A 20754-nucleotide genomic window follows, 5' to 3' on the forward strand; every position below is an offset into this window, starting at 1 on the left:
GCCGTCATCCTCCGGTCAGCCGTCGGCGGGCTGCCCGGCCCGGGGCGCGGTGCCCAGGTGGGCGCCGACCCGCTTGACGAGCAGCGTCATCTCGTACGCGACCAGCCCGACGTCGGAGTCGGCGTCGGCGAGGACGGCGAGGCAGCTCCCGTCGCCCGCCGCGCTGACGAAGAGAAACGCTTCGTCGAGTTCGACCAGCGTCTGCCGTACCCGGCCGGCCTCGAAGTGCCGGCCGACGCCCTTGGCCAGGCTGTGGAAGCCGGAGGCGACCGCCGCGAGGTGCTCGCTGTCCTCCCGGGTCAGGTCGGCCGACGCGCCGGTGGCCAGGCCGTCGCTGGAGAGGATGAGCGCCTTGCGGATGCTGCCCACCCGCTCGACCAGCTCGTCGAGGAGCCAGCTCAGCTCGCCCGACCCCTGCGGGCCCTTCGACTCGGCACTGGCCGCTGCTGCCTTCGGTGCGGTCATCGACCGTCCCCTCCCGGTGTGTTTCCTGGTGCTGTGCTGTCGCTGCCGTCCCGCCGGCCGTCGTCCTCGCCGTTGTCCCGGCGGCCACGCTGCCAGCCGCGCTGGAGCGAGGTCATGCGGGCGCGGACGTCCTCCGCGTCGCGGTCGTCCGCCGCGCCGGCGGGCCCGGTGCCGGACTCGTCCTGCGCCGCGGGCTCGGCCTTGAGCTGGGGGGCGAGACTGGCCTGCCGTACGCGGCGGGGCAGCCCTCCTGCCGTGGTGGCGGGCCGCTCGGACGGGGCCAGGCCCGTACCCGTTGTCGTACCGGTGTCCATGTCCGCATCCGTGTCGCCGTTCGTGTCCGCGTCGGAGCGTACGTCGCCGCGTGCCGCGCCGTCGACCGGCCTGCCGTGGTCGCGGACCAGCACGGGCGCGCGGTGCCGGCGCGGCAGCGGCGCGGGCCCGTCGCCGGCCGGGGCCTGGTCGCGGGTCTGCTGGTGCTGTTCCGGTGACGCCGCGGACGGCACCGGGGCGACGCCGTGCGTACCGTCGCGGCGGGGGCGGAGGCGGCCGCGCTCGGCGTCCCGGTCCCGGGTGCCGCGGCCGGTGTCGCGGGGTCCGCGGGGCGCGCGGGAGCCGAAGAGGCTGTCCTCGTCGTCCGTCTCCGTCCGCCGGGCCGGCCCGGCCGGTCCCTCGACGGCCGCCGGCATCCGGCCGGCCGGTTCGGGCAGCGGTACGGGCACCTGGGCCAGCGCGGCCAGCTTGCCGCCGGGCGCCTCCAGCTCCCCGGTCCGGCGCCCGTCGATCCGCCGGCTGCCGGTCTCCGAGCCGTCCTCGCGGCCGGTGTCCTCGGTCAGGAGCGCGGCGGGGATGAAGACGACGGCGGTGGTGCCGCCGTACGGGGAGGGCTGGAGCGAGACGCGCACGCCCTGGCGCTGGGCGAGGCGGCTGACCACGAACAGGCCGAGCCGGTCGGTGTCGGACAGCTCGAACTCGGGGGTCTCGGCGAGCCGCAGGTTGGCGTCGAGCAGGACGTCGGGCTTCATGCCCAGGCCGCGGTCGTGGATCTCCAGGGTGAAGCCGTTGGAGACCCGCTCGCCGACCACCTGCACCGCGGTGTGCGGGGGCGAGAAGACGGTGGCGTTCTCCAGGAGTTCGGCGATCAGGTGGGTGAGGTCGGAGACCGCGGGGCCCTGCACGGCCAGCAGCCGCGGCAGCCGGCGCACCTCGATGCGCTCGTAGTCCTCGACCTCGGCGACCGCAGCCCGCACCACGTCCATCAGCTGGATGGGCTTGCGCCACTGCCGTGAGGGGGCCGCGCCGGAGAGGATGACCAGGCCCTCGGCGTGCCGGCGCATGCGGGTGGTGAGGTGGTCCAGGCGGAAGAGGTCGGCGAGTTCGTCGGCGTTCTCGGTACGGCGTTCCATGGTGTCCAGCAGGGTCAGCTGGCGGTGCAGCAGCACCTGGCTGCGGCGGGCGAGGTTGACGAAGACCTCGGAGACGCCGCGGCGCATGTCGGCCTGTTTGACGGCGGCCTCGACGGCGGCCCGCTGGAGGGTGTTCAGCGCCTGGCCGACCTGTTCGGTCTCGCTCTGGCCGAACTCCCTGCGCGGCGCCTCGGCCTCGACGTCGACCTGTTCGCCCGCGGCGAGGCGCCGCATCACGCTGGGCAGCCGGACGCCGGAGACCTCGTGGGCCTCCTTGCGCAGCCGGATCAGGTCCTTGACGTGCCGGCTGCCGATGCGGACCGAGACGACGACGGAGACCAGCAGGGCGACGAAGCCGAGGACGCCCGCGACGGCGGCCTTGACCAGGACGGCCACGGCGACGGGCTCGACCCGCTCCTTGTAGCGGTCACCGGCCTCCCGGCCCATCCGCTGGAGGTCGCCGAGGACCTTCCCGGCGGCGGTGTTCCAGCGTTCGGCGTTGACGGCGCGGGGCGCTCCGGACGGGCCGCCGTCGATGATGCGGTCCTCGTAGGAGGTCAGTTCGCGGGCGGGTGCGGACTGCCAGTAGTCGGTGAAGACGGCCCGGTCGTCGCCGGGCAGCACGGGCAGGCTGGTCGCGTACAGGACGCGGCGCTCGGCGACGCGGTCGGCGAAGCCGCGCAGGTCGCGCTTGCCCATGGTGCCGGAGGCGATCGCCGCGGACATCAGCGCGTCCTCGCGGGAGACGGCCTCCCGGGCGCGGGTGACGTTGACCAGGGCGCGGCCTTGCTTGTCCATCTCCACGTTCTCCAGCGCGTGCAGCGCCGCGAGGAACTCGTAGTTGGGGTCGACGAGGGCGTTGTACGCCTCGAACGCCGCGTCGCGGGAGATGGTGTTGTCCTCGATCCGGGTGCGCAGCGAGGACAGCCGGCCGAGGGCCTTGACGACGTCGTCCATCCGCTCGCCCGCGACGCCGTTGAGGTCGTCGCGGACGGCGGGTTCGGCGGCGTTGTCGCGCAGCTTGGTGACGACCTTGTCGGTCTCGCGGGTGCGCTTGCGCAGCTCGCCCAGCGCGTTGGCGCCGCGCCGGTCGGCCAGGTACAGCAGGCTCTGGCGGCGCTCCTGCTGGAGGGCCTGTACGGCGTCCTCGGCCGGGTAGCCGAGTTTGGCGACGACGCTGCCGACGTCCAGCAGCTGGTTGGCCTCGCGCCCGGTCAGGTACGTCGCGAAGGCCCACATGGCGGTGAGGGACACCAGCGGCACCAGCAGCAGCGCTGCGATCTTCCGAGTGATCGTCTTCCCTCGAAAGCGCATGGCCTCCCCTACGTCAACCCCGGCGCACGGGGGGTGGTGTTCCGTCAACAAACGGCGCGAGCCTACTACTCTCGACAGCTCTGGCCGAAGCCCCGTTCGGACGATGGATCCGCAGGTCAGGGGCGGATCGTCCCCAGTTGTCGGCTGATTCCAGGACAACCCGCCCACACATGTGGCCTCGAACACCACCCTCGCACACAGGCGTACGCCGGAGCGGTTGGCCGAAAATCACATCGACCGGGAACCGGGCGGCGTTCCCGTTCGTGACCATGGTGGGTGGTGGTGCGCCGTCAACACAGACATGTAATGGGTGAAAGCCGGGCAGTCACCTGGAGAACGAGGCAGGCGGGTACGTGCGGGTACGGGGAGAGTGACGCCATCATGGACCTCGAAGACGGTGACGCCCACCTGGTCGGCGGCAGGCGTCCCTTGTGGCAGGAGGAGCCGGCCACCCGGTACCGGATGCCGGACCCGGTGCGCACGGCCGCGGTGCGCGCGGTCATCATCGCGGCGGTGACGCTCATTCAGGCCATGGTGGCGTTCCTGTGCACGATGGCGGGCGCCTGGCTGGCCTTCCCCGCCGTGCTCAGCACGGTCGCGAGCACGGTGGTCGCGACGTGGGCGGTACTGGACGTCTGGGTCACGCGCCAGGTGTGGGTGCAGCGCAACGGGGTGCGTTCGCAGCCGAGCAGTACGGCCAGGGCGCTGCGCCGGGAGCGCCGGCAGGCGCGGCGGGAGGGCCGGGCGGCCCGCAAGGCTCCGGAGCCTCCGTCGCGAGTCGGCGGCGCAGCCGCATGAAGGGCCGCGGCCGGTTGACGGCGAACGCCGCGGTGGTGCGCCCGTCGCTTTCGTAGACGGCCAGGAAGCTCCGGTCGCCGGGGTCGCCCTCGACGATCCGCACGGTGTCGTGCGGTCCGCGCCGCCCGGCCAGCTGGAGCCGCGCGCCGTACTGGTCCGACCAGAAGTACGGCAGGGCGGTGTGCCGCGCGACGGTGGCGCCGGCGAGCAGGTTGCGCACGGCCGTCGCGGGCTGTTCGGTGGCGCTGGTCCAGTGCTCGGAGCGGACGCCCGCGTAGCGCGCCACGTCGCCCACGGCGACCACCCGCGGGGCCGCCGTCACACCGCCCGCGTCGCACACCACACCGTCGTCCAGGCGCAGTCCCGACCCGGTCAGCCAGCCGGTGGCGGGGCGCACCCCGATCCCGGTGACGACCGTGTCGGCGTCCAGCAGCCGCCCGTCGGCGAGTTCGACGGCCCGTACGCGGCCCGCGCCGTCGTCCAGCAGCCCTTTGACGCGGGTGCCGCACAGCAGCCGTACCCCGTGGTCGGCGTGGAGGCCGGCGCACACCCTGGCCATGTCGATGCCGAGTTGCGGCACCAGCGGCAGGGGGGCGGCCTCGACGACCGTCACGGGCAGTCCGAGCGCGGCGCACGAGGAGGCGACCTCGGCGCCGATGAATCCGCCGCCGATGACGACCACGCGGGGTGTCCCGTCGTGCAGTGCGGCGCGCAGGGCGACGGCGTCGTCGACGGTCCGCAGGGTGTGCACGCCGGCCGGCGGCGGTCCCGGCAGGGTGCGCGGGGCGCCTCCGGTGGCGATGACGACGCCGTCGGTGCGCAGGGGGCGGACCGTGCGGCCGTCGTCGAGGGTCACCGTGCGTCCCACGGTGTCCAGTGCGGTGGCCCGGGTGCCGAGGTGCCACTCGGCGGCCAGTCCGGCTTCCTCGTCGCGGTCGCACAGCTCCAGCCGGGCCGGCTCCGGTCCCGCGGGCGGCCGTTGGGTGAGGAAGGTCTTGGACAGCGGCGGCCGGTCGTACGGGCGGTGGCGCTCCGCGCCGACGACGACCAGCCGGCCGTCGAACCCTTCGGAGCGCAGGGCCCGCGCCGCGTACAGTCCGGCCAGTGAGGCGCCGACGACGGTGACGGTCCTCATGCGTAGGCGTCTTCCCGTACGGTGGCCTCCCGCGTGCCGGGCCGGACGTGGATCATGCCGTCGGCCTCGGTGACCTCGTGGGTGCGGACGGGACGGCGGGCAGGCGGGCAGCTGGGCCGGCCGGTGCGCAGGTCGAACAGGGCGGCGTGCAGGGGGCATTCGACGTGGCAGTCCTCGACCCAGCCTTCCGAGAGTGAGGCGTCCTGGTGGCTGCAGGTGTCGTCGAGGGCGTAGAGGGCGCCTTCGCTGCGGAAGACGGCGATGGCGGGTGTGGCGGCGTCGATCTCGATCCGTACGGCCCCGCCCTCGGGCAGGTCCTCGGTGCGGCAGACGGGAATCATCTGGCTCCCCCAGCGCTGATCGGTATCATGGCGTTTTGAATAACGCATCGCAGAGCGCGATGCGCAACAGAATCCAGACCGGGAAGCGCGCCGTCAAGGGCCCACCGGCGCTTGTCGGCCCCCGCTCCTCGCGAGGTGCCCCGCGGGGCCAACGGGTGGTGAAGCAAAGACCCATGTCGAAGACGACCGAGGCGGCCGGCGACCGGTCCGAGGAGAGGCGGGGAGCGGCCGGATCCGTCCAGTCCGTGGACCGCGCGGTGAGCGTACTGGAGATCCTGGCCCGGCTCGGCGAGGCCGGAGTCACCGAGATCGCCGAGGAGTTGGGGGTGCACAAGTCCACCGCCTTCCGCATCCTGGGCGTCCTGGAGAACCGGGGGCTCGTGGAGCAGGAGCACGAGCGCGGCAAGTACTACCTGGGCGCGGGGGTGCTCCGGCTGGCCGGGGCCGCCGCCATCCGGCTGGACATCTCGCAGGAGGGGCAGCCGGTGTGCCGGGCGCTCGCCGACGAGACCGGCGAGACCGCCAACATCGCCGTCCTGGACGGGGACGCGGTGGTCAACATCATGCAGGCGCGGGGCGCTGCCGCGGTCACCGCGTACAACTGGCTGGGCCGGCGCACGCCCCTGCACGCCACCGCGAGCGGCAAGGTGCTGCTCGCGCACCTGCCGAAGGAGCGCCGCGAGCGCCTGGTGGAACGCAAACACGCCCGCTTCACCCCCGACACGCTGACCACGCCGGGCGAGCTGCGCCGGCAGCTGACCGCCGCCGCCGCGGAGGGTTTCGCCTGTTCCCGCGAGGAGTTGGAGATCGGGCTGAACGCGGTGGCGGCGCCGGTGCGGGCGCACGACGGTGCGGTGATCGGCGCGATCGGCGTCTCGGGCCCGGCGTACCGGATGGCGCGGGCGCTGCTGCCGGAGCTGGCCGGGCAGGCGGTGAAGGCGGCGGCGGACCTCTCGCGGCGGATGGGTTTCGCGGGCTGACGGGCGGTGACCCGGCACCTCTTGACGGATCGCTGACGGACTTCCAGCATGTCTCTCATGGCGCAACACAGCGCGCCATGGGCAACACCAGGGGCTCACAGGGGTGTTCGTCCGCCGCCCGCGGTTCCCTGCTCCTCCCCCGGTTCCCCGACCGGTCCACGCGGCCGCCCGCGTCCTCGCGGGCCCCGGTGCCCCGCCATCCCCCATAACGGCATCCGTGCCAGCTCCACGCACCCGCCCCTGCCCCCGCAGGCGCTGTTTAGGAGTGAGTCATGCCGCACGAAGCCCGCGCCGTCGTCGCCGCCAAGAAGGGCGCGCCCGTCGAGGTGCTGCCGATCCTCGTCCCCGACCCCGGGCCGGGAGAAGTCCTCGTCGGCGTGCAGGCGTGCGGGGTGTGCCACACCGATCTGCACTACCGCGAGGGCGCGGTCGGCGACGGCTTCCCCTACCTGCTCGGCCACGAGGCGGCGGGCGTCGTCGAGGCCGCCGGCCCCGGCGTCACCGGCCTCGCGCCGGGCGACTACGTGGTGCTCGCCTGGCGGGCGCCGTGCGGCCGGTGCCGTTCCTGCCGCCGCGGCCGCCCCTGGTACTGCTTCGACTCCCGCACCGCCGACCAGCCGATGACGCTGCTGGACGGCACGGCCCTGACCCCGGCGCTCGGCATCGGCGCCTTCGCCGAGAAGACCTTGATCGCGGCCGGGCAGGCGGTGCAGGCCGACCCGGCGGCCCGGCCCGAGGCGGCGGGGCTGATCGGCTGCGGGGTGATGGCCGGGTACGGGGCCGCCGTGCACACGGGGGGCGTGGGCAGCGGCGACACCGTGGCGGTCATCGGCTGCGGCGCCGTCGGCAACGCCGCCATCGCCGGGGCGTCGAGGGCCGGGGCGCGCCGCGTCATCGCCGTCGACATCGACGGCGGCAAGCTGGACGCCGCCGAGCGCTTCGGCGCCACCGACACCGTCGACTCCCGGGGCACCGACCCGGTCGAGGCGGTGCGCGCCCTGACCGGCGGGCGCGGCGCCGACGTCGTGATCGACGCGGTGGGCCGCCCGGAGACGTACCGGCAGGGCTTCTCCATGCGGGACCTGGCGGGCACCCTGGTCCTGGTCGGCGTGCCCGGACCGGACATGCGGATCGAGCTGCCGCTGCTCGACGTGTTCGCGCGCGGCGGGTCCCTGAAGTCCTCCTGGTACGGGGACTGCCTGCCCAGCCGGGACTTCCCGGTCCTGATCGACCTGCACCTGAGCGGCAAGCTGGACCTGGGTGCGTTCGTCTCGGAGACCGTGGGCCTGGCGGACGTGGAGGCGGCCTTCGCGCGGATGCGGCGCGGTGAGGTGCTGCGTTCGGTGGTGGTCCTGTGAACGCGCGGGCCGGTACGGGCGGCCCGGTGCCGCCCCGCATCGTGATCATCGGCGCGGGCATCGTCGGCTGCAGCCTCGCCGACGAGCTGACCGCACGCGGCGCGCGCGACGTCACCGTCCTGGAGCAGGGCCCGCTGCACGCCCCCGGCGGCTCCACCTCGCACGCGCCCGGACTGGTCTTCCGCACCAACACCTCCAAGACCATGAGCGACTTCGCCGCGTACACGGTCGAGAAGTTCACCGCGCTCACCGAGGACGGACGGCCGTGCTTCGACGCCGTCGGCGGGCTGGAGATCGCCACCACCGAGGAGCAGTGGGCCGAACTGCACCGCAAGGCCGGGCTCGCCGCCTCCTGGGGCATCGCCGGCGAGTTGGCCGACGCCCGGCGGTGCGCCGGGCTGTGGCCGATGCTGGACGCCACCAGGGTGCTGGGCGGCTTCCACACGCCCGGCGACGGGCTGGCGAGGGCGCTGCCCGCCGCCCGCGCCCAGACTCGGCGCGCGCGGAGCCGGGGCGCCCGCTTCCTGGAGCGGCACACCGTCACCGGGATCGAGCAGGACGCGGGCCGGGTGACGGCCGTCGTCACCGACCGGGGCACCTTCCCCGCGGACGTGGTGGTCTCGGCGGCGGGCTTCTGGGGCCCGGTGATCGGCGCGATGGCGGGCGTGTGCGTACCGCTGCTGCCGCTGGCCCACCAGTACGTGAAGACGTCCGTGCTCGCGGGGCCGGACGGCCGGCGGCCCGTCCTGCGCTTCCAGGAGCGCGACCTGTACTTCCGTGAGCACGTCGAAGAGGGCGCCGAAGCGTCCGGCACGGGGCGGATCGGCATCGGCTCGTACGCGCACCGCCCGCTGCCCGTGGACCCGTACGCCGTGCCCGCCTTCGACGACGCGCCCGTGATGCCCTCCTCCCTGCCCTTCACGCCCGACGACTTCGCCCCGAGCTGGGACGACAGCCGCCGGCTGCTGCCCGCCCTGGCCGGCTCGACGGTCGAGGACGGCTTCAACGGCGTCTTCTCCTTCACCCCCGACGGCATGCCGCTGCTCGGCGAGGCGCCCGAACTGCGCGGGTTCTGGCTGGCCGAGGCGGTGTGGGTGACCCACTCCGCGGGCGTCGCCAAGGCGCTGGCCGAATGGCTCGTCGAAGGCCGCCCCACCACCGACGTGCACGAGTGCGAGATCAGCCGGTTCGAGGGCGCCCAGCGCTCCCCCGCCTACGTCGCCGAGCACGCCCGCCGGCAGTTCGCCGAGGTGTACGACGTCGTCCACCCGCTCCAGCCGCCGCGCCGCCCGCGCCCGCTGCGGGTCAGCCCCTGGTACGAGCGGCAGCGCGAGCTGGGCGCGTACTTCCTCGAAGGCGCCGGCTGGGAGCGCCCGCAGTGGTACGAGGCCAACGCCCCGCTGGCGGACGGCATCGCGCTGCCGGAGCGGGACGCCTGGTCGGCCCGGCACTGGTCGCCGGTGGCCGCCGCGGAGGCCCGCGCCACCCGGGAGCGGGTCGCGCTCTACGACATGTCGCCGCTCAGGCGCCTGGAGATCAGCGGCCCCGGCGCGCCGGCCTTCCTCCAGTACATGACCACCAACCAGCTCGCGAAGAGGCCCGGCTCCGTGACGTACACGCTGCTGCTGGACCACGCGGGCGGCATCCGCAGCGACCTGACCGTGGCCCGGCTGGCGGCCGACCGCTTCCAGGTCGGCGTCAACAGCGGCCCGGACCTGGACTGGCTGACCCGGCACGCGCCCGCGGACGTGCGAGTCCGCGACCTCACGCCCGGCACCTGCTGCGTCGGCGTCTGGGGCCCGCGCGCCCGCGACCTCGTCCAGCCGCTGACCCACGACGACTTCGGGCACCGCGCGTTCGGCTACTTCACGGCGAAGCGGGCGTTCGTCGGCGAGGTGCCGGTGACCGCGCTGCGGCTGTCGTACGTCGGCGAGCTGGGCTGGGAGCTGTACACGAGCGCGGACCTGGGCCTGCGCCTGTGGGACACGCTGTGGGCGGCCGGGCAGCGCCTCGGCGTGGTCGCGGCCGGGCGCGGCGCCTTCGACAGCCTCCGTCTGGAGAAGGGCTACCGCGCCTGGGGGCAGGACATGACCACCGAGCACGACCCGTACGAAGCGGGTCTGGGCTGGGCCGTCCGGATGGACAAGGGCGACTTCGTGGGACGCGCGGCCCTGTCGGGGCGGTCGCCGGACGGCGCGCGGCGCAGGCTGGCGTGCCTGACGCTCGACGACCCGGCGGCGATCGTGATGGGCAGGGAACCGGTGTACGTGGACGGCGCGCCCGCGGGCTACGTGACCAGCGCGGCGTACGGATACACCGTCGGGCGGACGGTCGCGTACGCGTGGCTGCCGGCGCGGGCCGCCGTGCCCGGGACGGCCGTGCACATCGAGTACTTCGGGGAGAAGGCCGCGGCGACGGTCGCCGCCGAGCCGCTGTTCGACCCCGCCAGGGAACACCTGCGCAGATAGCCGCAGCAGCCCGCCGAGTGTCCGCCGCCGACCCGGGAGGTCCGCTTGTCCCCCACCCATGACGTGATCGTGATCGGCCTCGGCGGCATGGGCAGCGCCGCGGCCCACCACCTGGCCGCGCGCGGGGCGCGCGTGCTGGGGCTGGAGAAGTTCGGCGCGGTGCACAGCCACGGCTCCAGTCACGGCGGTTCGCGCATCACCCGCCAGTCGTACTTCGAGGACCCGGCGTATGTGCCCCTGCTGCTGCGCGCCTACGAGCTGTACGAGGAGCTGGAACGTTCCACCGGGCGGCGGATCGCCACGCTGTGCGGCGGGGTGATGCTGGGGCGGCCGGAGAGCCGTACCGTCGCCGGGTCGCTGCTCTCCGCCCGTACCTGGGACCTGCCGCACGAGATGCTCGGCGCGCGGGAGATCCGGCGCCGCTTCCCGACGCTCGCCCCCGCGGCCGACGAGGTCGCGCTCTACGAGGCACGCGCCGGATTCGTACGCCCGGAGAACACCGTCGCCGCACAGCTCCAGCTGGCCGCGCGGGGCGGCGCGGACCTCCGCTTCCAGGAGCCGGTCACCCGGTGGGAAGCGCTGCCGGGCGGTCGCGGCGTGCGGGTGCGCACTCATGAAGCTGCTTACACCGCCGGGCAGTTGGTCGTCTGCCCCGGCGCCTGGGCTCCGGGGCTGCTGCCGGGCCTCGGGGTGGCGTTCGGCGTCGAGCGCCAGGTCATGCACTGGTTCGAGCCCGAGGGAGGCACCGGCCCGTACGTCCCGGAGCGGCATCCCGTCTACATCTGGGAGGACGCGGACGGCGTACAGATCTACGGCTTCCCCGCCATCGACGGCCCGGGGCACGGCGCGAAGGTGGCGTTCTTCCGCCGGGGCACCGGCTGCACGCCGGAGACCGTTGACCGGAGCGTGCGCGAGGACGAGGTACGGGACATGGCCGGGCAGACGGCCCGGCTGCTGCCGTCCCTGCCCGGCCGTCACCTGAAGTCCGTCACCTGCATGTACACCAACACCCCCGACGAGCACTTCGTCATCGCGCGGCACCCTGCGCACACCGACGCCGTCACGGTGGCCTGCGGCTTCTCCGGCCACGGCTTCAAGTTCGTGCCGGTGGTCGGCGAGATTCTCGCCGACCTGGCGCTGACCGGGCGGACCGCGCACCCCGTCGGGCTGTTCGCACCCGAGCGCCTGCGCACGGCCACCGCCACCTCACCTGCCCCGTCCGCCTCAGGAGGCGTCCGATGACCCTCGCCCCCGAGAGCCCCGGAACCACCACGGGTACCAGCCTCACCAGCACCCTCCCCGGCTCCCTCTATACCGACCCCGCCGTCTTCCGCCAGGAACAGCAGTACGTCTTCGAGTCGCTCTGGTTCTGCGCGGTACGCGCCGCCGACCTGCCGCGGCCGGGCGCGTTCCGTACGGTCCAGGTCGGCCGGGAGAACGTGCTGGTCGTCCGCGACCGGCGCGGCGGCTTCGGCGCCTACCTCAACGTCTGCCGCCACCGGGGCGCCCGGCTGTGCACCGAGGAGTCGGGCGAGATCCGCCGCAACCTCCAGTGCCCCTACCACGCCTGGACGTACGACCTGGACGGGCGGCTGGTGGCCGCGCCCAACCTGCGGCGGATGCCGGACGTGGACCGGGCCGAGCGCGGGCTGCTGCCGGTCGGGCTGCGCGAGTGGCTGGGGTACGTGTGGGTGTGCCTGGCCGACGCACCGCCCTCCTTCGAGGAGACGGTGATCGGCGCGGTCAGCGAACGGCTGGGCGGCGCGGACGCGATCGAACGGTACGCGGTGGATGGACTGGCCCTCGGGCGGCGCATCGGCTACGACGTGCGCGCCAACTGGAAGCTGATCGTCGAGAACTTCATGGAGTGCTACCACTGCGCCACCATCCACCCCGAACTCACCGACGTGCTACCGGAGTTCGCGGACGGCTTCGCCGCGCAGTACTACGTGGGGCACGGCGCGGCGTTCGCGGACGAGGCCGAGGGGTTCACGGTCGACGGCAGCGGCGGCTTCGCCCGCATCGCGGGCATCGACGAGGGCCAGGACCGCCGCTACTACGCCATCACCGTCCGCCCGCAGGTCTTCCTCAACCTCGTGCCCGACCACGTCATCGTGCACCGGATGTTCCCGGCGGCCGCGGACCGCACGGTCGTGGAGTGCGACTGGCTGTACGCGCCGGAGGTCGTCGCCTCGGGGGCCGACCTGACCCGGTCGGTGGAGCTCTTCCACCGGGTCAACGCGCAGGACTTCGCGGCCTGCGAGCGGACCCAGCCCGCGATGGACTCGCGGGCCTACCGGGCCGGCGGGGTGCTCGTCCCCAGCGAGCACCACATCGGCGACTTCCACCGGTGGGTCACCCGGCTGCTGCCGGGGGCTCCGGGTGCTCCTGAGGCGCCTGGGGCAGCTGAGACCTTTCAGGCTCAGGCTCAGGCCGGGCCTGCGGCTGCTCGTCCTCGGGACGCCGGTACATCCGCGTCGCCGTGATCTGTCCGTGCACCGCCTCGGGACCGGAGTCCTGCTGCGGCAGGCCGGGCCGCAGATGCTCCTCCACGCTGATGTACTTCAGTCCTGCCCGCAGGTCCGCGTCGTTGCGCAGGCGGATGACGAGCGGGAACTCGGCGAGCGCCGTGGTGTCGAAGAGGCCGGTGGTGTAGAGGAGCTGGACGCCGAGCGCATCGGCGACGGCGCGCTGGAGCTCCAGCAGGTACGTCGCGTTGGCGCGCCCGATGGGGTTGTCCAGGAACAGCGTGCCGGCGTGCCGCTGCTTGTCGCGGCCGCGGTCGTTGCTGCGCAGCGCGGCCATCGTGCAGTACAGGGCGATGGCCGCGGTCAGCAGCTGGCCGCCGGAGAACACGTCGCCCATCTGCCCGACCGGGACGCGCTCGGCGCGCAGCACCGCGTCCGGCTTGAGGATCTCCACGGCCACGCCGCGCGGCTGGAGCGCCGCGCCGACCCCGCGCAGCAGCAGGGACATGCCGTCCCGCCGCAGGTCGCTGTTCTTCTTGACCGCCGAACGCGTCGCCTCGTCGATGACCTCGCCCAGCCGCTCGGTCAGCGTGGCCTGGTCCGGGTCGTCGAAGCGGATGCGCAGGAACTCCTGGCCCGACCATTCCCCCAGCCCCTCGGGGAGCCGGGACAGCCGCTGGGCCGAGCGCAGCGTGGTCAGCGACGACTCGACCAGGCCGCGCAGCCGGTCCACGATGCTGTCGCGGTTGCGCTCCAGCTGCGCCAGTTCGTCGGTGAGCACCCGCAGCCGGGGCGCGAAGGCGTCGGCCCACTTGGCGGCGTGCTCGGGCAGCGCGGCGGCGGGCAGTTCGCGGATCTGCTGCCGGGCGGGCGTGCGGACCTGCTCGTACTTGGTGGAGTTGGCGTGCCGTACCAGCACGTCGCTCGCCTCGCGCACCGCCGCCTCGGCCGCCGACAGGTCGCTCGCGCAACCGCGCAGCGAGCGGCGGGACTCGGCCGCCGCCTGCCGTGCGTCCTCCACGCGGCCCGCGTACGGCTCGGGGCGCTCGCCCTCGTCCTCCTGGGTGTCGCGCAGCAGGTCGCGCAGCATGGCGGCGGTCTCGTCGAAGCCGGCGGCGGCGTCCTCGGCGGCACGGTGGGCGCGCAGCAGCTCGGTGTGGGTGGCGCGGGCGGATTCCAGCGCGTCGTCGGCGGTGGTCAGTTCGGCGTTCGCGGTGCGCAGCAGGTCCTTCGCGCGCTCCGCGTCGGCGGGGATCATGTCCTCGGGCAGCTCGGTGTGTGCCTCGCCGTCGGCCGGCGCGAGCCGTTCGGCCTCGCCGCGCAGCCGGCCGAGCTGCTCGCTGGCGGCCGAGGCGCGTGCCTCCAGGCGGGAGACCAGGGCCTCGGCGCGGGCCGCCGCGGCCTGCCGGGACGGGCCGTCGGCGGCGTCCGGGCTGTCCAGCAGTTGTTCGGCGCGGGTGCGGACCTTGTTGGTGAGCCGGTTCAGCTCGGCGAGCGCGGCGCTCTCGTCGCCCTCGGCGCGGGCCTGTTCGGCGCGCAGGTCGGCGCCGACGCCCACCTTCTCGTACAGCTGGGAGGCGGCGCGGTAGGCCTCGCGCAGGGAGGGCAGCGAGGCGGTGGCGGGCTCGGTGCCGTCCTCGCCGACGTCGTCCGGCACGCCGGCGATCTCGGCGCGTTCGGCGCGCAGCGCGTGCGCGGTGCGGCGGGCGTCGTCGGCGGCGCGCTGGGCGGTGCGGCGGTCCTCGTCGGCGGCCCGCGCCCGGTCCACGCACTCCTCGGCGCGCGCCTCCAACTCGGCCGATTCGTCGGCCAGTTCACGCAGCCTGGCCTGCCAGGAGGCGCGTTCGCGCAGCCGGTGGGCGAGCCCGGCGAGGGCGTCGGCGACCCGGCGGGCGCGCTGCGCGGCCTCCTGCCGCTGGTCGCGCACCCGCGCGGTCTCGGCGGCCTCCTCGTCGGCCTCGGCCCGTACCGTGCGGAGCTCGGCCAGCTCTCCGGCGGCGGCGTCGGCGGCCGTACGGGCCGCTTCGGCGGTGGTGGCCAGTTCGGCGAGGCGGCCGGGCGGGCAGCCGGTACGCCAGGAGGACAGGCGGGCGGCCAGCGCCCGGTCGCCGGCGAGCCGGGCCGCCAGCTCGCGGATCTCCTCGTCGCGCTCTATGGCGCGGGCCCGCAGCGCCTGGCGCTCCTCGTCGGCGGCGGACTCGTCGTGCATGGCCGGGTTCGGCGGGACGAGGAAGACGCCGCTGTCCTGGGCGTCCGGCGCGGGGGTGGGCGCGAGCAGGGCCGCCGCGGTGCCCACGGCGACGGTGGAGCGCGGCAGCAGCGCGGCCTGCGCGAGCACCTCGCGGGCGCGGGCGTGGGTCTCCGGGTCGGTGATGATGACGCCGTCGACCAGCTCGGGGCGGGCGGCCAGCACGCGGGTGTGGTCGGCCGGGTCGACGGACTGGGCGAGATAGCGCCAGCCGGGCAGCGCGGGCACGCCGTGTTCGCCCAGGTATTCGACGGCGGCGAGCACGTCGGGGCCTGGCGGCAGCAGGCCGCCGTCGCCCAGCGCGCCGAGGATGCGGGCGTCGTCGGCGGCGGCGGTGCGCAGGTCGAAGAGCTGGCGCTCGGCGGAGGCGACGCTCTCGTCGAGGAGTTCTTGCAGGTCGTCGGCGTTGCGGTCCAGTTCCTCGGCGCTCAGGGGGCCTTCGGAGGCGGGGCGGCGGGCGCGGCGCGGGCCGTCGCTCTCCGGCGCGTCCGCGTCGGGCTGCCCCGTACGCGGTCCGGGCACGCCCGCCTTGGGCGCTGTCTGCGGCAGCCCGAGCAGGTCGGCGAGGCGCTGTTCGGCGCCGATCGACTCGGCGGCCTGCCGCTCCGCGTCGTACGCGCGTTCCGCGGCCTGGGCGGCGTCCTCGGCGCGGGCCGCGGCCAGTTCGGCGGCGGCGAGCCGGGTGGCGGCCTCCCGGGCCCGGTCGGCGGAGCGGGTGGCGGCCTCGCGGGCGGCATCCCAGCCCTCGACCGTGGACTTCTCGGCGTCGGAGGCGGCGAGCGCGGCGCGGGCCGGGTCGGCGTCCGGCGCGGAGTCGTCGAGCCAGCCGGCCCGTACCGCCTCGGCGGTCTCCTGCTCGACCTCGGCCAGCCGCTGCTTGAGGTGTTCGGCCTCGCTGCGGGCGCGCTGGGCGTGGGTCGCGGCGGCGGTGGCGTCGCGGTGCGCGGTGTCGCTGGTGTCCTGGAGGGCGGCGGAGCGCTCCTCCTGCTCGTTGGCGATGCCCTCGCTGACGTCGGCGGCGGCCTCAAGGGCGCGCACCAGCTCGGTGGCGGCCTTGGTACGGGCGGCGAGCGCGGGCGCGGCGTCCCGCTCGGCCTCGCGGATGGCGGCGGCGACGCGGGTGGCGCGGTCGGTGGCGGCGCGGTGGCGCAGCACGGTCTCGGCGGCCTGCCAGGCGGAGTGCAGCGTACGGGCGTCGTTCAGCTCGCGGCGCTGGGCGGCGGCGCCCTTCTCGGCGGCGGCGAGCGCCAGCGACGCGTGCCGGTAGGCGATCTCGGCGGAGACCAGCGCGCGGCGCTCGCGCACCCGCTCGGCGTCGGTGACCGCGTGCGCGGCGGTGGCGACCTGCTCGGCGAACTCGGCGGCGCGGCCGCGCTCCTCGGTGCCGCGGGCGTGCAGCCGCCGGGCGAGCGTACGGGTCCGGCGTTCGGCGCCGGCGTGCACGTCACGGGCGGTCTCGCGCTGCTCGGCCGCCTCCGCGATGCGCGACAGGAGGTCCAGCGAACCGGCGGTGAAGTCGCGCTCGGCGGTCAGCTCGGCGCGGCGGCCCAGCTTGTGCGCGAAGCCGTGCACGAGGTCGGCGAGCCCGTCGGTGTCGCGGGTGTCGGTGACCGCGCGCAGCAGCAGGTCGGTGAAGTCGGAGTCGTTCTTGACCGCGAAGAGGCCGGCGGCCTCGCCCTCGTCGGCGTTCATCTCCCGCTGGTAGCGGAACAGTTCGGGGTCCAGGCCCAGTTCGCCGAGGTGCTCGTTCCACCGCTCGTGGATCTCCACCCAGGAGACGTCCAGGTTCGGGTAGTTCTTCCCGGCCTCGACGAGGACGTCGCGGAAGCCCTTCATCGTCCGGCGGCGGCCCTGCGCACCCGAGGCACCCTCGCCGCCCTCGCCGCGCGGCCGTACGACCGTGGCCTCGGCCACCGGCAGCGAGTCCAGGCTCATGCCGGGCCCCGGCCGGAAGCTGTACCACGCCTCGGCGAACTTGCGCGGGTCGTTGGAGACCTGCCGGCCGCGCCACTCGCTGACCTTGCCGACCACGATGGACTCGCCGGTGAGGGTGTGCTGCCACTCCAGGGCGACGTGGCCGCAGTCGTCGGCGAGCAGGAACTTGCGCAGCACGCCGGAGCTGGCGCCGCCGAGGGTGTTGCGGTGGCCCGGCAGCATCACCGAGAAGATCAGCTTGAGCAGGACGGACTTGCCGCCGCCGTTCTCCAGGAAGAGGACGCCTGCGGGGGCGGGCCGGCGCGGCGGGCCGACCGGCTCCTCCTCGAAGAAGTCCGCCTGCGCCGGCGCCGGGTCGGGCACCGGCGCGCCGACTCCCCGCAGGTCCAGCACGGTGTCGGCGTAGCGCGCACCGGCGGGCCCGATGGAGTAGAGGCGGACCCGGGACAGCTCGTACATGGCGGCGGACTCTCGTTGTGTGAGCGGACGGTGGTCGGTGGACCGGCGGACGGCGGGGCGGGGGCCGGGCGGCGGCCGGGCCCGGTGGGTCAGGGCGAGTGGAAGGGCAGGCCGGCGTCGGAGACCAGCTCCAGGTCGTCGGTGTCCTCGGCGGGCAGCAGGGTGGCGCTGCCGTCGCCGACGGGGACGACGCCCAGCTCCAGCAGCTCGGCCATGGCGGCGCTGCCCGCCATGTCGCGCACCTGGAGCTGGTAGCGGGCGGTGGTGCGGTACGCGCCTCCCGCGTCGTCGCCGGTGCGCTGGAGGAAGCCGGAGTCGACGAGGAAGGCGACGGCCTTGGCGATGATGCCGGTGGTCGAACCGGCCAGCCGCCGCGCGTCCTTGGTGGCGCCGGTCGCGCTGCGCCGCGCGTAGGTCCGCCAGGCGGCTTCGAGGCCGGGCGCGTCGGTGGCCGGGTCGGTGTTCTCGCCCTGCTCCTCGGCGCGCTCCTCCAGGCGGCGGCACGCCTGCCGGACGAAGGCGTCCACGCCGTTGACGGTGATGCGGCCGATGTAGCCGTCGTCGGCGAGGTCCTCGGGGCGGGGGAAGGCCATGGCGGCGACGGCGAGGTGGGCCAGGCCGTGCAGGAAGCGGTCGGCGGAGTCGGCGGCGGCGCGGCGGGCGTAGTCGCCCATCCGTACGGCGAAGACGGAGTCCTCGTCGGCGGTGACCGCCATGCCGGCGCGCGGCGACACCTCCAGGACGACCAGGCCGAGCCCGGTGGCGACGGCGTCGGCCAGCCGCGCGAACGCGGGCTCGTCACGGTAGCGGCGCAGCAGTTCGCCGTACTCGGCGTCGCGGGCGGGCAGCAGCTTGGGCTGGAGCCCGAAGGAGACGAGCCGCGCGGCGTCCGCCGCGTCGGCGGGCGTCACGGGCGCGGGGCCCGCGGGCGCGGCCGTGCCGGGGCCGGGGCCAGGCGCGGACCAGGCCGGCTGCTCCGCCGCGGCGGTCAGGTCTCCCTGCGCCGGGTCTTCGGCGCCGCCTTCGGCGCCGGTTCCGTACTCACTCACGCCCGTACCTCCATGCGAACTTCCTTGTGCCGTCCCGCTGACGGCGTCCTGCGCGCGCCGGGCCCGGCCGGCATCACGCCACCTCCGAGCGGTCCGCCGCCATGCCCGCCGCGTCCAGCAGGGCCTTGCCGACGATGAGGTCGGCGCCACCGAACTCCGGGTCGTCGAGCACGGTGCCGTCGTCGACGGCGAAGAGCAGCTGCTGCTCGCCCTGGCGGTAGGCGGTGCCGACCGGCGGGCTGGCGGCGTGCACCGCCAGCAGGGCGACCAGGTACGGCAGTTCCGGGTCGGTGCGGCGCGCCTCGGCGAGCAGGCCGGACAGCCGGCGGGGCGCGTCGGCGGGCAGGTCGAGCAGGGCCTGGGCGGCTTCGAGCTGCTCCTCGGAGAAGCGGCTGTCGTCCGGGGTGGCGATCAGGTCCGGCTCGGGCATCTCGGCGCCGAGGTGCTCGCGCTCCACGGGCGGCGTGAGCAGCAGGCCGACGAGGTCGCCGATCCGTACGGAGGTCTGCGTACGGAATCCGGTGCCGCGCGCGAAGAAGGCGTCGGTGACCCGGGTGGCCTGCTCCACGGGGAGCGGCAGGACCGGGGCGACCAGCTGGCCGTACAGGTCGAGGCCGGAGCGGGCGGCGGGCGGCGCGAACGCCTGGCGGTCCTGCTCCGCGCGGAAGAGCGGGCCGGCCTCCAGCAGCCGGGACTGGAGCTGGGTGTGCCGGCGGATGCAGTCCTTGACGATGTCGACCAGCTCGGCGGCGCGCCGCTTGTGCTCCTGGTCCTCGGTCTCGTCGCGGGCCTTGCGGATGTTGGTGAGGATCGCGTTCTCGTGGCGGTAGCGCTCGGCGACGTGGTCGAGGGCTTCGGCGATCATGTCGGGGACGGCGCGCAGCCAGTCCACCGCGCGGACGTTGCGGCGGGTGGCGTCGAGGGTGCGGCGCAGCGTCTCGGCGTACTGCACGGTGCGGTAGCGGGCCTGCTCGGCGGCGAGCTGGGCGTCCGCCAGCCGGCCGCGGCTGATGAGCACCTCCAGCTTGACCTCGGCGGCGATCTGGGCGCTCGTCACGTCCGTGTCCAGCGCGCCGACCAGGACGTTGACGGCTTCGTCGGTCGTACGGAGGTAGACACCGCCGCCGGGGCCCGGGACCTCCTCGATGAGCTTGAAGTCGTAGTCGCGGCGGACGTACTCGCCCTCGGGGCCGAACGTGCCGTACACGGCGCGGAAGCCGCGGTCGACGCTGCCGACGTTGATCAGGTTCTCCAGCACCCAGCGGGCGACGCGCTCGTGCTCGGCGGCGGGGCGCCGGGGCGTCTGCGCGGCGATCCGCGGCAGCAGCCTGGCCACTATCTGCTCGTGGTCGGCGCCGGTGTCGAAGTCCATGTTGAGGGTGACGAGGTCGATGGCGGCGAGCGCCACCTCCGCCATCGCGTACACCCCGTACTCGCCGGCGAGGTTGGCCTTGCGCACGTCGAGGTCGTGCAGCGGCGCGGTGCACGCGAGGGCGCGCAGCCGGCGGGCCAGGCCCTCGTCGGCGGCCGGGCCCGGCGCGGGCCTGGCCGGCCCTTCGGGGCGGGCCGGCCCGTTGAGCTGGGACGCAGCGGTCCCCGGGGCAGGAAAAGTCACGTCGCACAGCGTAGGCGCTCGCACTGACAACGGACGAAACGGCACGGGGCCGAGGTCAGTGAGTGGCGCCTCCCACGGCCTTGATGTCCGTATTTGTACGTGCGGCGGTGGCGGCGATCACACGCAGTCCCTCGGCGACGGCGCTCACCGCGAGTGAGGGCAGCGACCGGCCGGCGACCTGATGCGGAGCGTACGGCACGTGCACGAAGCCGCCGCGCAGCGCGGGCCGCTCGGTGGCGATCAGGTGCATCAGGTCGTAGAAGACGTGGTTGCAGACGAAGGTGCCCGCGGTGTTGGAGACGGAGGCGGGCACCCCGGCCTCGCGTACGGCGGCCACGCACGCCTTGACGGGCAGCGCGGCGAAGTAAGCGGCGGGGCCGCCGGGCACGATGGTCTCGTCGATGGGCTGGGCGCCCGCGACGTCGGGGATGCGGGCGTCGTCGATGTTGACGGCGACGCGTTCCACGGTCAGGTCCGGGCGGCCGCCCGCCTGTCCGACGCACAGGACGACGTCGGGGTCGTGTGCGGCGACGGCCTCGCGCAGCACGGTGCGCGAGCGCCCGTAGACGCAGGGCAGTTCGACGGCGGTCATCTCCAGCCCGGCGGGCGGCGCGGCGGCGGCCTCCCGCACCGCCTCCCAGGAGGGGTTGGAGCTCTCGCCGTCGAAGGGCTCGAATCCGGTGAGCAGGATGCGTGTCGTCCGCGTCATGGCGTT

General features: G+C 74.9%; 12 protein-coding genes and 1 pseudogene. 5 read left to right on the plus strand and 8 right to left on the minus strand.

The features are described from left to right. Positions 1 to 15: 15 nt before the first annotated feature. From ACH4K4_RS13860 to ACH4K4_RS13875, 4 genes are all read right to left on the minus strand, one after another. On the minus strand, positions 16 to 465 hold the full coding sequence (locus ACH4K4_RS13860; RefSeq protein ID WP_360138316.1) for a roadblock/LC7 domain-containing protein: 450 nt from the start codon (positions 463 to 465) through the stop codon (positions 16 to 18). After that, a complete protein-coding gene (locus ACH4K4_RS13865) occupies positions 462 to 3185 on the minus strand; it encodes a nitrate- and nitrite sensing domain-containing protein (RefSeq protein ID WP_398167236.1) in 2724 nt (907 codons plus the stop codon). Before ACH4K4_RS13865 ends, ACH4K4_RS13860 begins: the two co-directional genes overlap by 4 nt. A gap of 640 nt (positions 3186 to 3825) precedes the next feature. Then, positions 3826 to 5118, minus strand: a complete 1293-nt coding sequence (locus ACH4K4_RS13870; protein WP_398167238.1) for an NAD(P)/FAD-dependent oxidoreductase — start codon at positions 5116 to 5118, stop codon at positions 3826 to 3828. Beyond that, positions 5115 to 5459, minus strand: a complete 345-nt coding sequence (locus tag ACH4K4_RS13875; RefSeq protein WP_398167240.1) for a bifunctional 3-phenylpropionate/cinnamic acid dioxygenase ferredoxin subunit — start codon at positions 5457 to 5459, stop codon at positions 5115 to 5117. The genes ACH4K4_RS13870 and ACH4K4_RS13875 overlap by 4 nt, the downstream gene beginning before the upstream one ends. Before the next feature lie 173 nt (positions 5460 to 5632). Between ACH4K4_RS13875 and ACH4K4_RS13880 the strand changes: the two genes are divergently transcribed. The 5 genes and pseudogenes from ACH4K4_RS13880 to ACH4K4_RS13900 form a co-directional block, all read left to right on the plus strand. Beyond that, positions 5633 to 6439 (plus strand): IclR family transcriptional regulator, encoded by an 807-nt coding sequence (locus ACH4K4_RS13880; RefSeq protein WP_398167242.1) that lies wholly within the window; start codon positions 5633 to 5635, stop codon positions 6437 to 6439. Positions 6440 to 6711: 272 nt separating this feature from the next. Next, a complete protein-coding gene (locus tag ACH4K4_RS13885) occupies positions 6712 to 7797 on the plus strand; it encodes an S-(hydroxymethyl)mycothiol dehydrogenase (RefSeq protein WP_398167244.1) in 1086 nt (361 codons plus the stop codon). Next, positions 7794 to 10265, plus strand: a complete 2472-nt coding sequence (locus ACH4K4_RS13890; RefSeq protein WP_398167245.1) for an FAD-dependent oxidoreductase — start codon at positions 7794 to 7796, stop codon at positions 10263 to 10265. Before ACH4K4_RS13885 ends, ACH4K4_RS13890 begins: the two co-directional genes overlap by 4 nt. Positions 10266 to 10310: 45 nt before the next feature. After that, the gene (gene solA / locus ACH4K4_RS13895; RefSeq protein WP_398167247.1) at positions 10311 to 11507 is read left to right on the plus strand and encodes an N-methyl-L-tryptophan oxidase; all 1197 of its coding nucleotides are present in this window, start codon (positions 10311 to 10313) and stop codon (positions 11505 to 11507) included. Beyond that, a pseudogene (locus tag ACH4K4_RS13900) lies at positions 11504 to 12640 on the plus strand (aromatic ring-hydroxylating dioxygenase subunit alpha); the annotation flags it as partial. The gene solA and the pseudogene ACH4K4_RS13900, both read left to right, overlap by 4 nt. Here ACH4K4_RS13900 and ACH4K4_RS13905 read toward each other — a convergent pair. From ACH4K4_RS13905 to pcp, 4 genes are all read right to left on the minus strand, one after another. After that, complete coding sequence (locus ACH4K4_RS13905) at positions 12621 to 17375, minus strand: hypothetical protein (protein ID WP_398167249.1); 4755 nt, start codon at positions 17373 to 17375, stop codon at positions 12621 to 12623. The pseudogene ACH4K4_RS13900 and the gene ACH4K4_RS13905 overlap by 20 nt on opposite strands. Positions 17376 to 17464: 89 nt before the next feature. Continuing rightward, entirely contained in the window at positions 17465 to 18367 is a 903-nt protein-coding gene (locus tag ACH4K4_RS13910) for a hypothetical protein (RefSeq protein ID WP_398167995.1), read from the minus strand. Positions 18368 to 18497: 130 nt separating this feature from the next. Further along, positions 18498 to 20039 (minus strand): hypothetical protein, encoded by a 1542-nt coding sequence (locus ACH4K4_RS13915; RefSeq protein WP_398167251.1) that lies wholly within the window; start codon positions 20037 to 20039, stop codon positions 18498 to 18500. A 55-nt stretch (positions 20040 to 20094) separates the two neighbouring features. After that, the gene (gene pcp / locus ACH4K4_RS13920; protein WP_398167253.1) at positions 20095 to 20748 is read right to left on the minus strand and encodes a pyroglutamyl-peptidase I; all 654 of its coding nucleotides are present in this window, start codon (positions 20746 to 20748) and stop codon (positions 20095 to 20097) included. Between the last annotated feature and the right edge of the window lie 6 nt (positions 20749 to 20754).

Source organism: Streptomyces sp. NPDC017529, assembly GCF_044329785.1.
Taxonomy (GTDB): domain Bacteria; phylum Actinomycetota; class Actinomycetes; order Streptomycetales; family Streptomycetaceae; genus Streptomyces.

Coding starts and splice junctions, on each gene's coding strand:
- ACH4K4_RS13870 (WP_398167238.1), bottom strand. CDS start 5,118: ATGAGGACCGTCACCGTCGTCGGCGCCTCACTGGCCGGACTGTACGCG.
- ACH4K4_RS13880 (WP_398167242.1), top strand. CDS start 5,633: ATGTCGAAGACGACCGAGGCGGCCGGCGACCGGTCCGAGGAGAGGCGG.
- ACH4K4_RS13875 (WP_398167240.1), bottom strand. CDS start 5,459: ATGATTCCCGTCTGCCGCACCGAGGACCTGCCCGAGGGCGGGGCCGTA.
- ACH4K4_RS13860 (WP_360138316.1), bottom strand. CDS start 465: ATGACCGCACCGAAGGCAGCAGCGGCCAGTGCCGAGTCGAAGGGCCCG.
- ACH4K4_RS13905 (WP_398167249.1), bottom strand. CDS start 17,375: ATGTACGAGCTGTCCCGGGTCCGCCTCTACTCCATCGGGCCCGCCGGT.
- pcp (WP_398167253.1), bottom strand. CDS start 20,748: ATGACGCGGACGACACGCATCCTGCTCACCGGATTCGAGCCCTTCGAC.
- ACH4K4_RS13885 (WP_398167244.1), top strand. CDS start 6,712: ATGCCGCACGAAGCCCGCGCCGTCGTCGCCGCCAAGAAGGGCGCGCCC.
- ACH4K4_RS13865 (WP_398167236.1), bottom strand. CDS start 3,185: ATGCGCTTTCGAGGGAAGACGATCACTCGGAAGATCGCAGCGCTGCTG.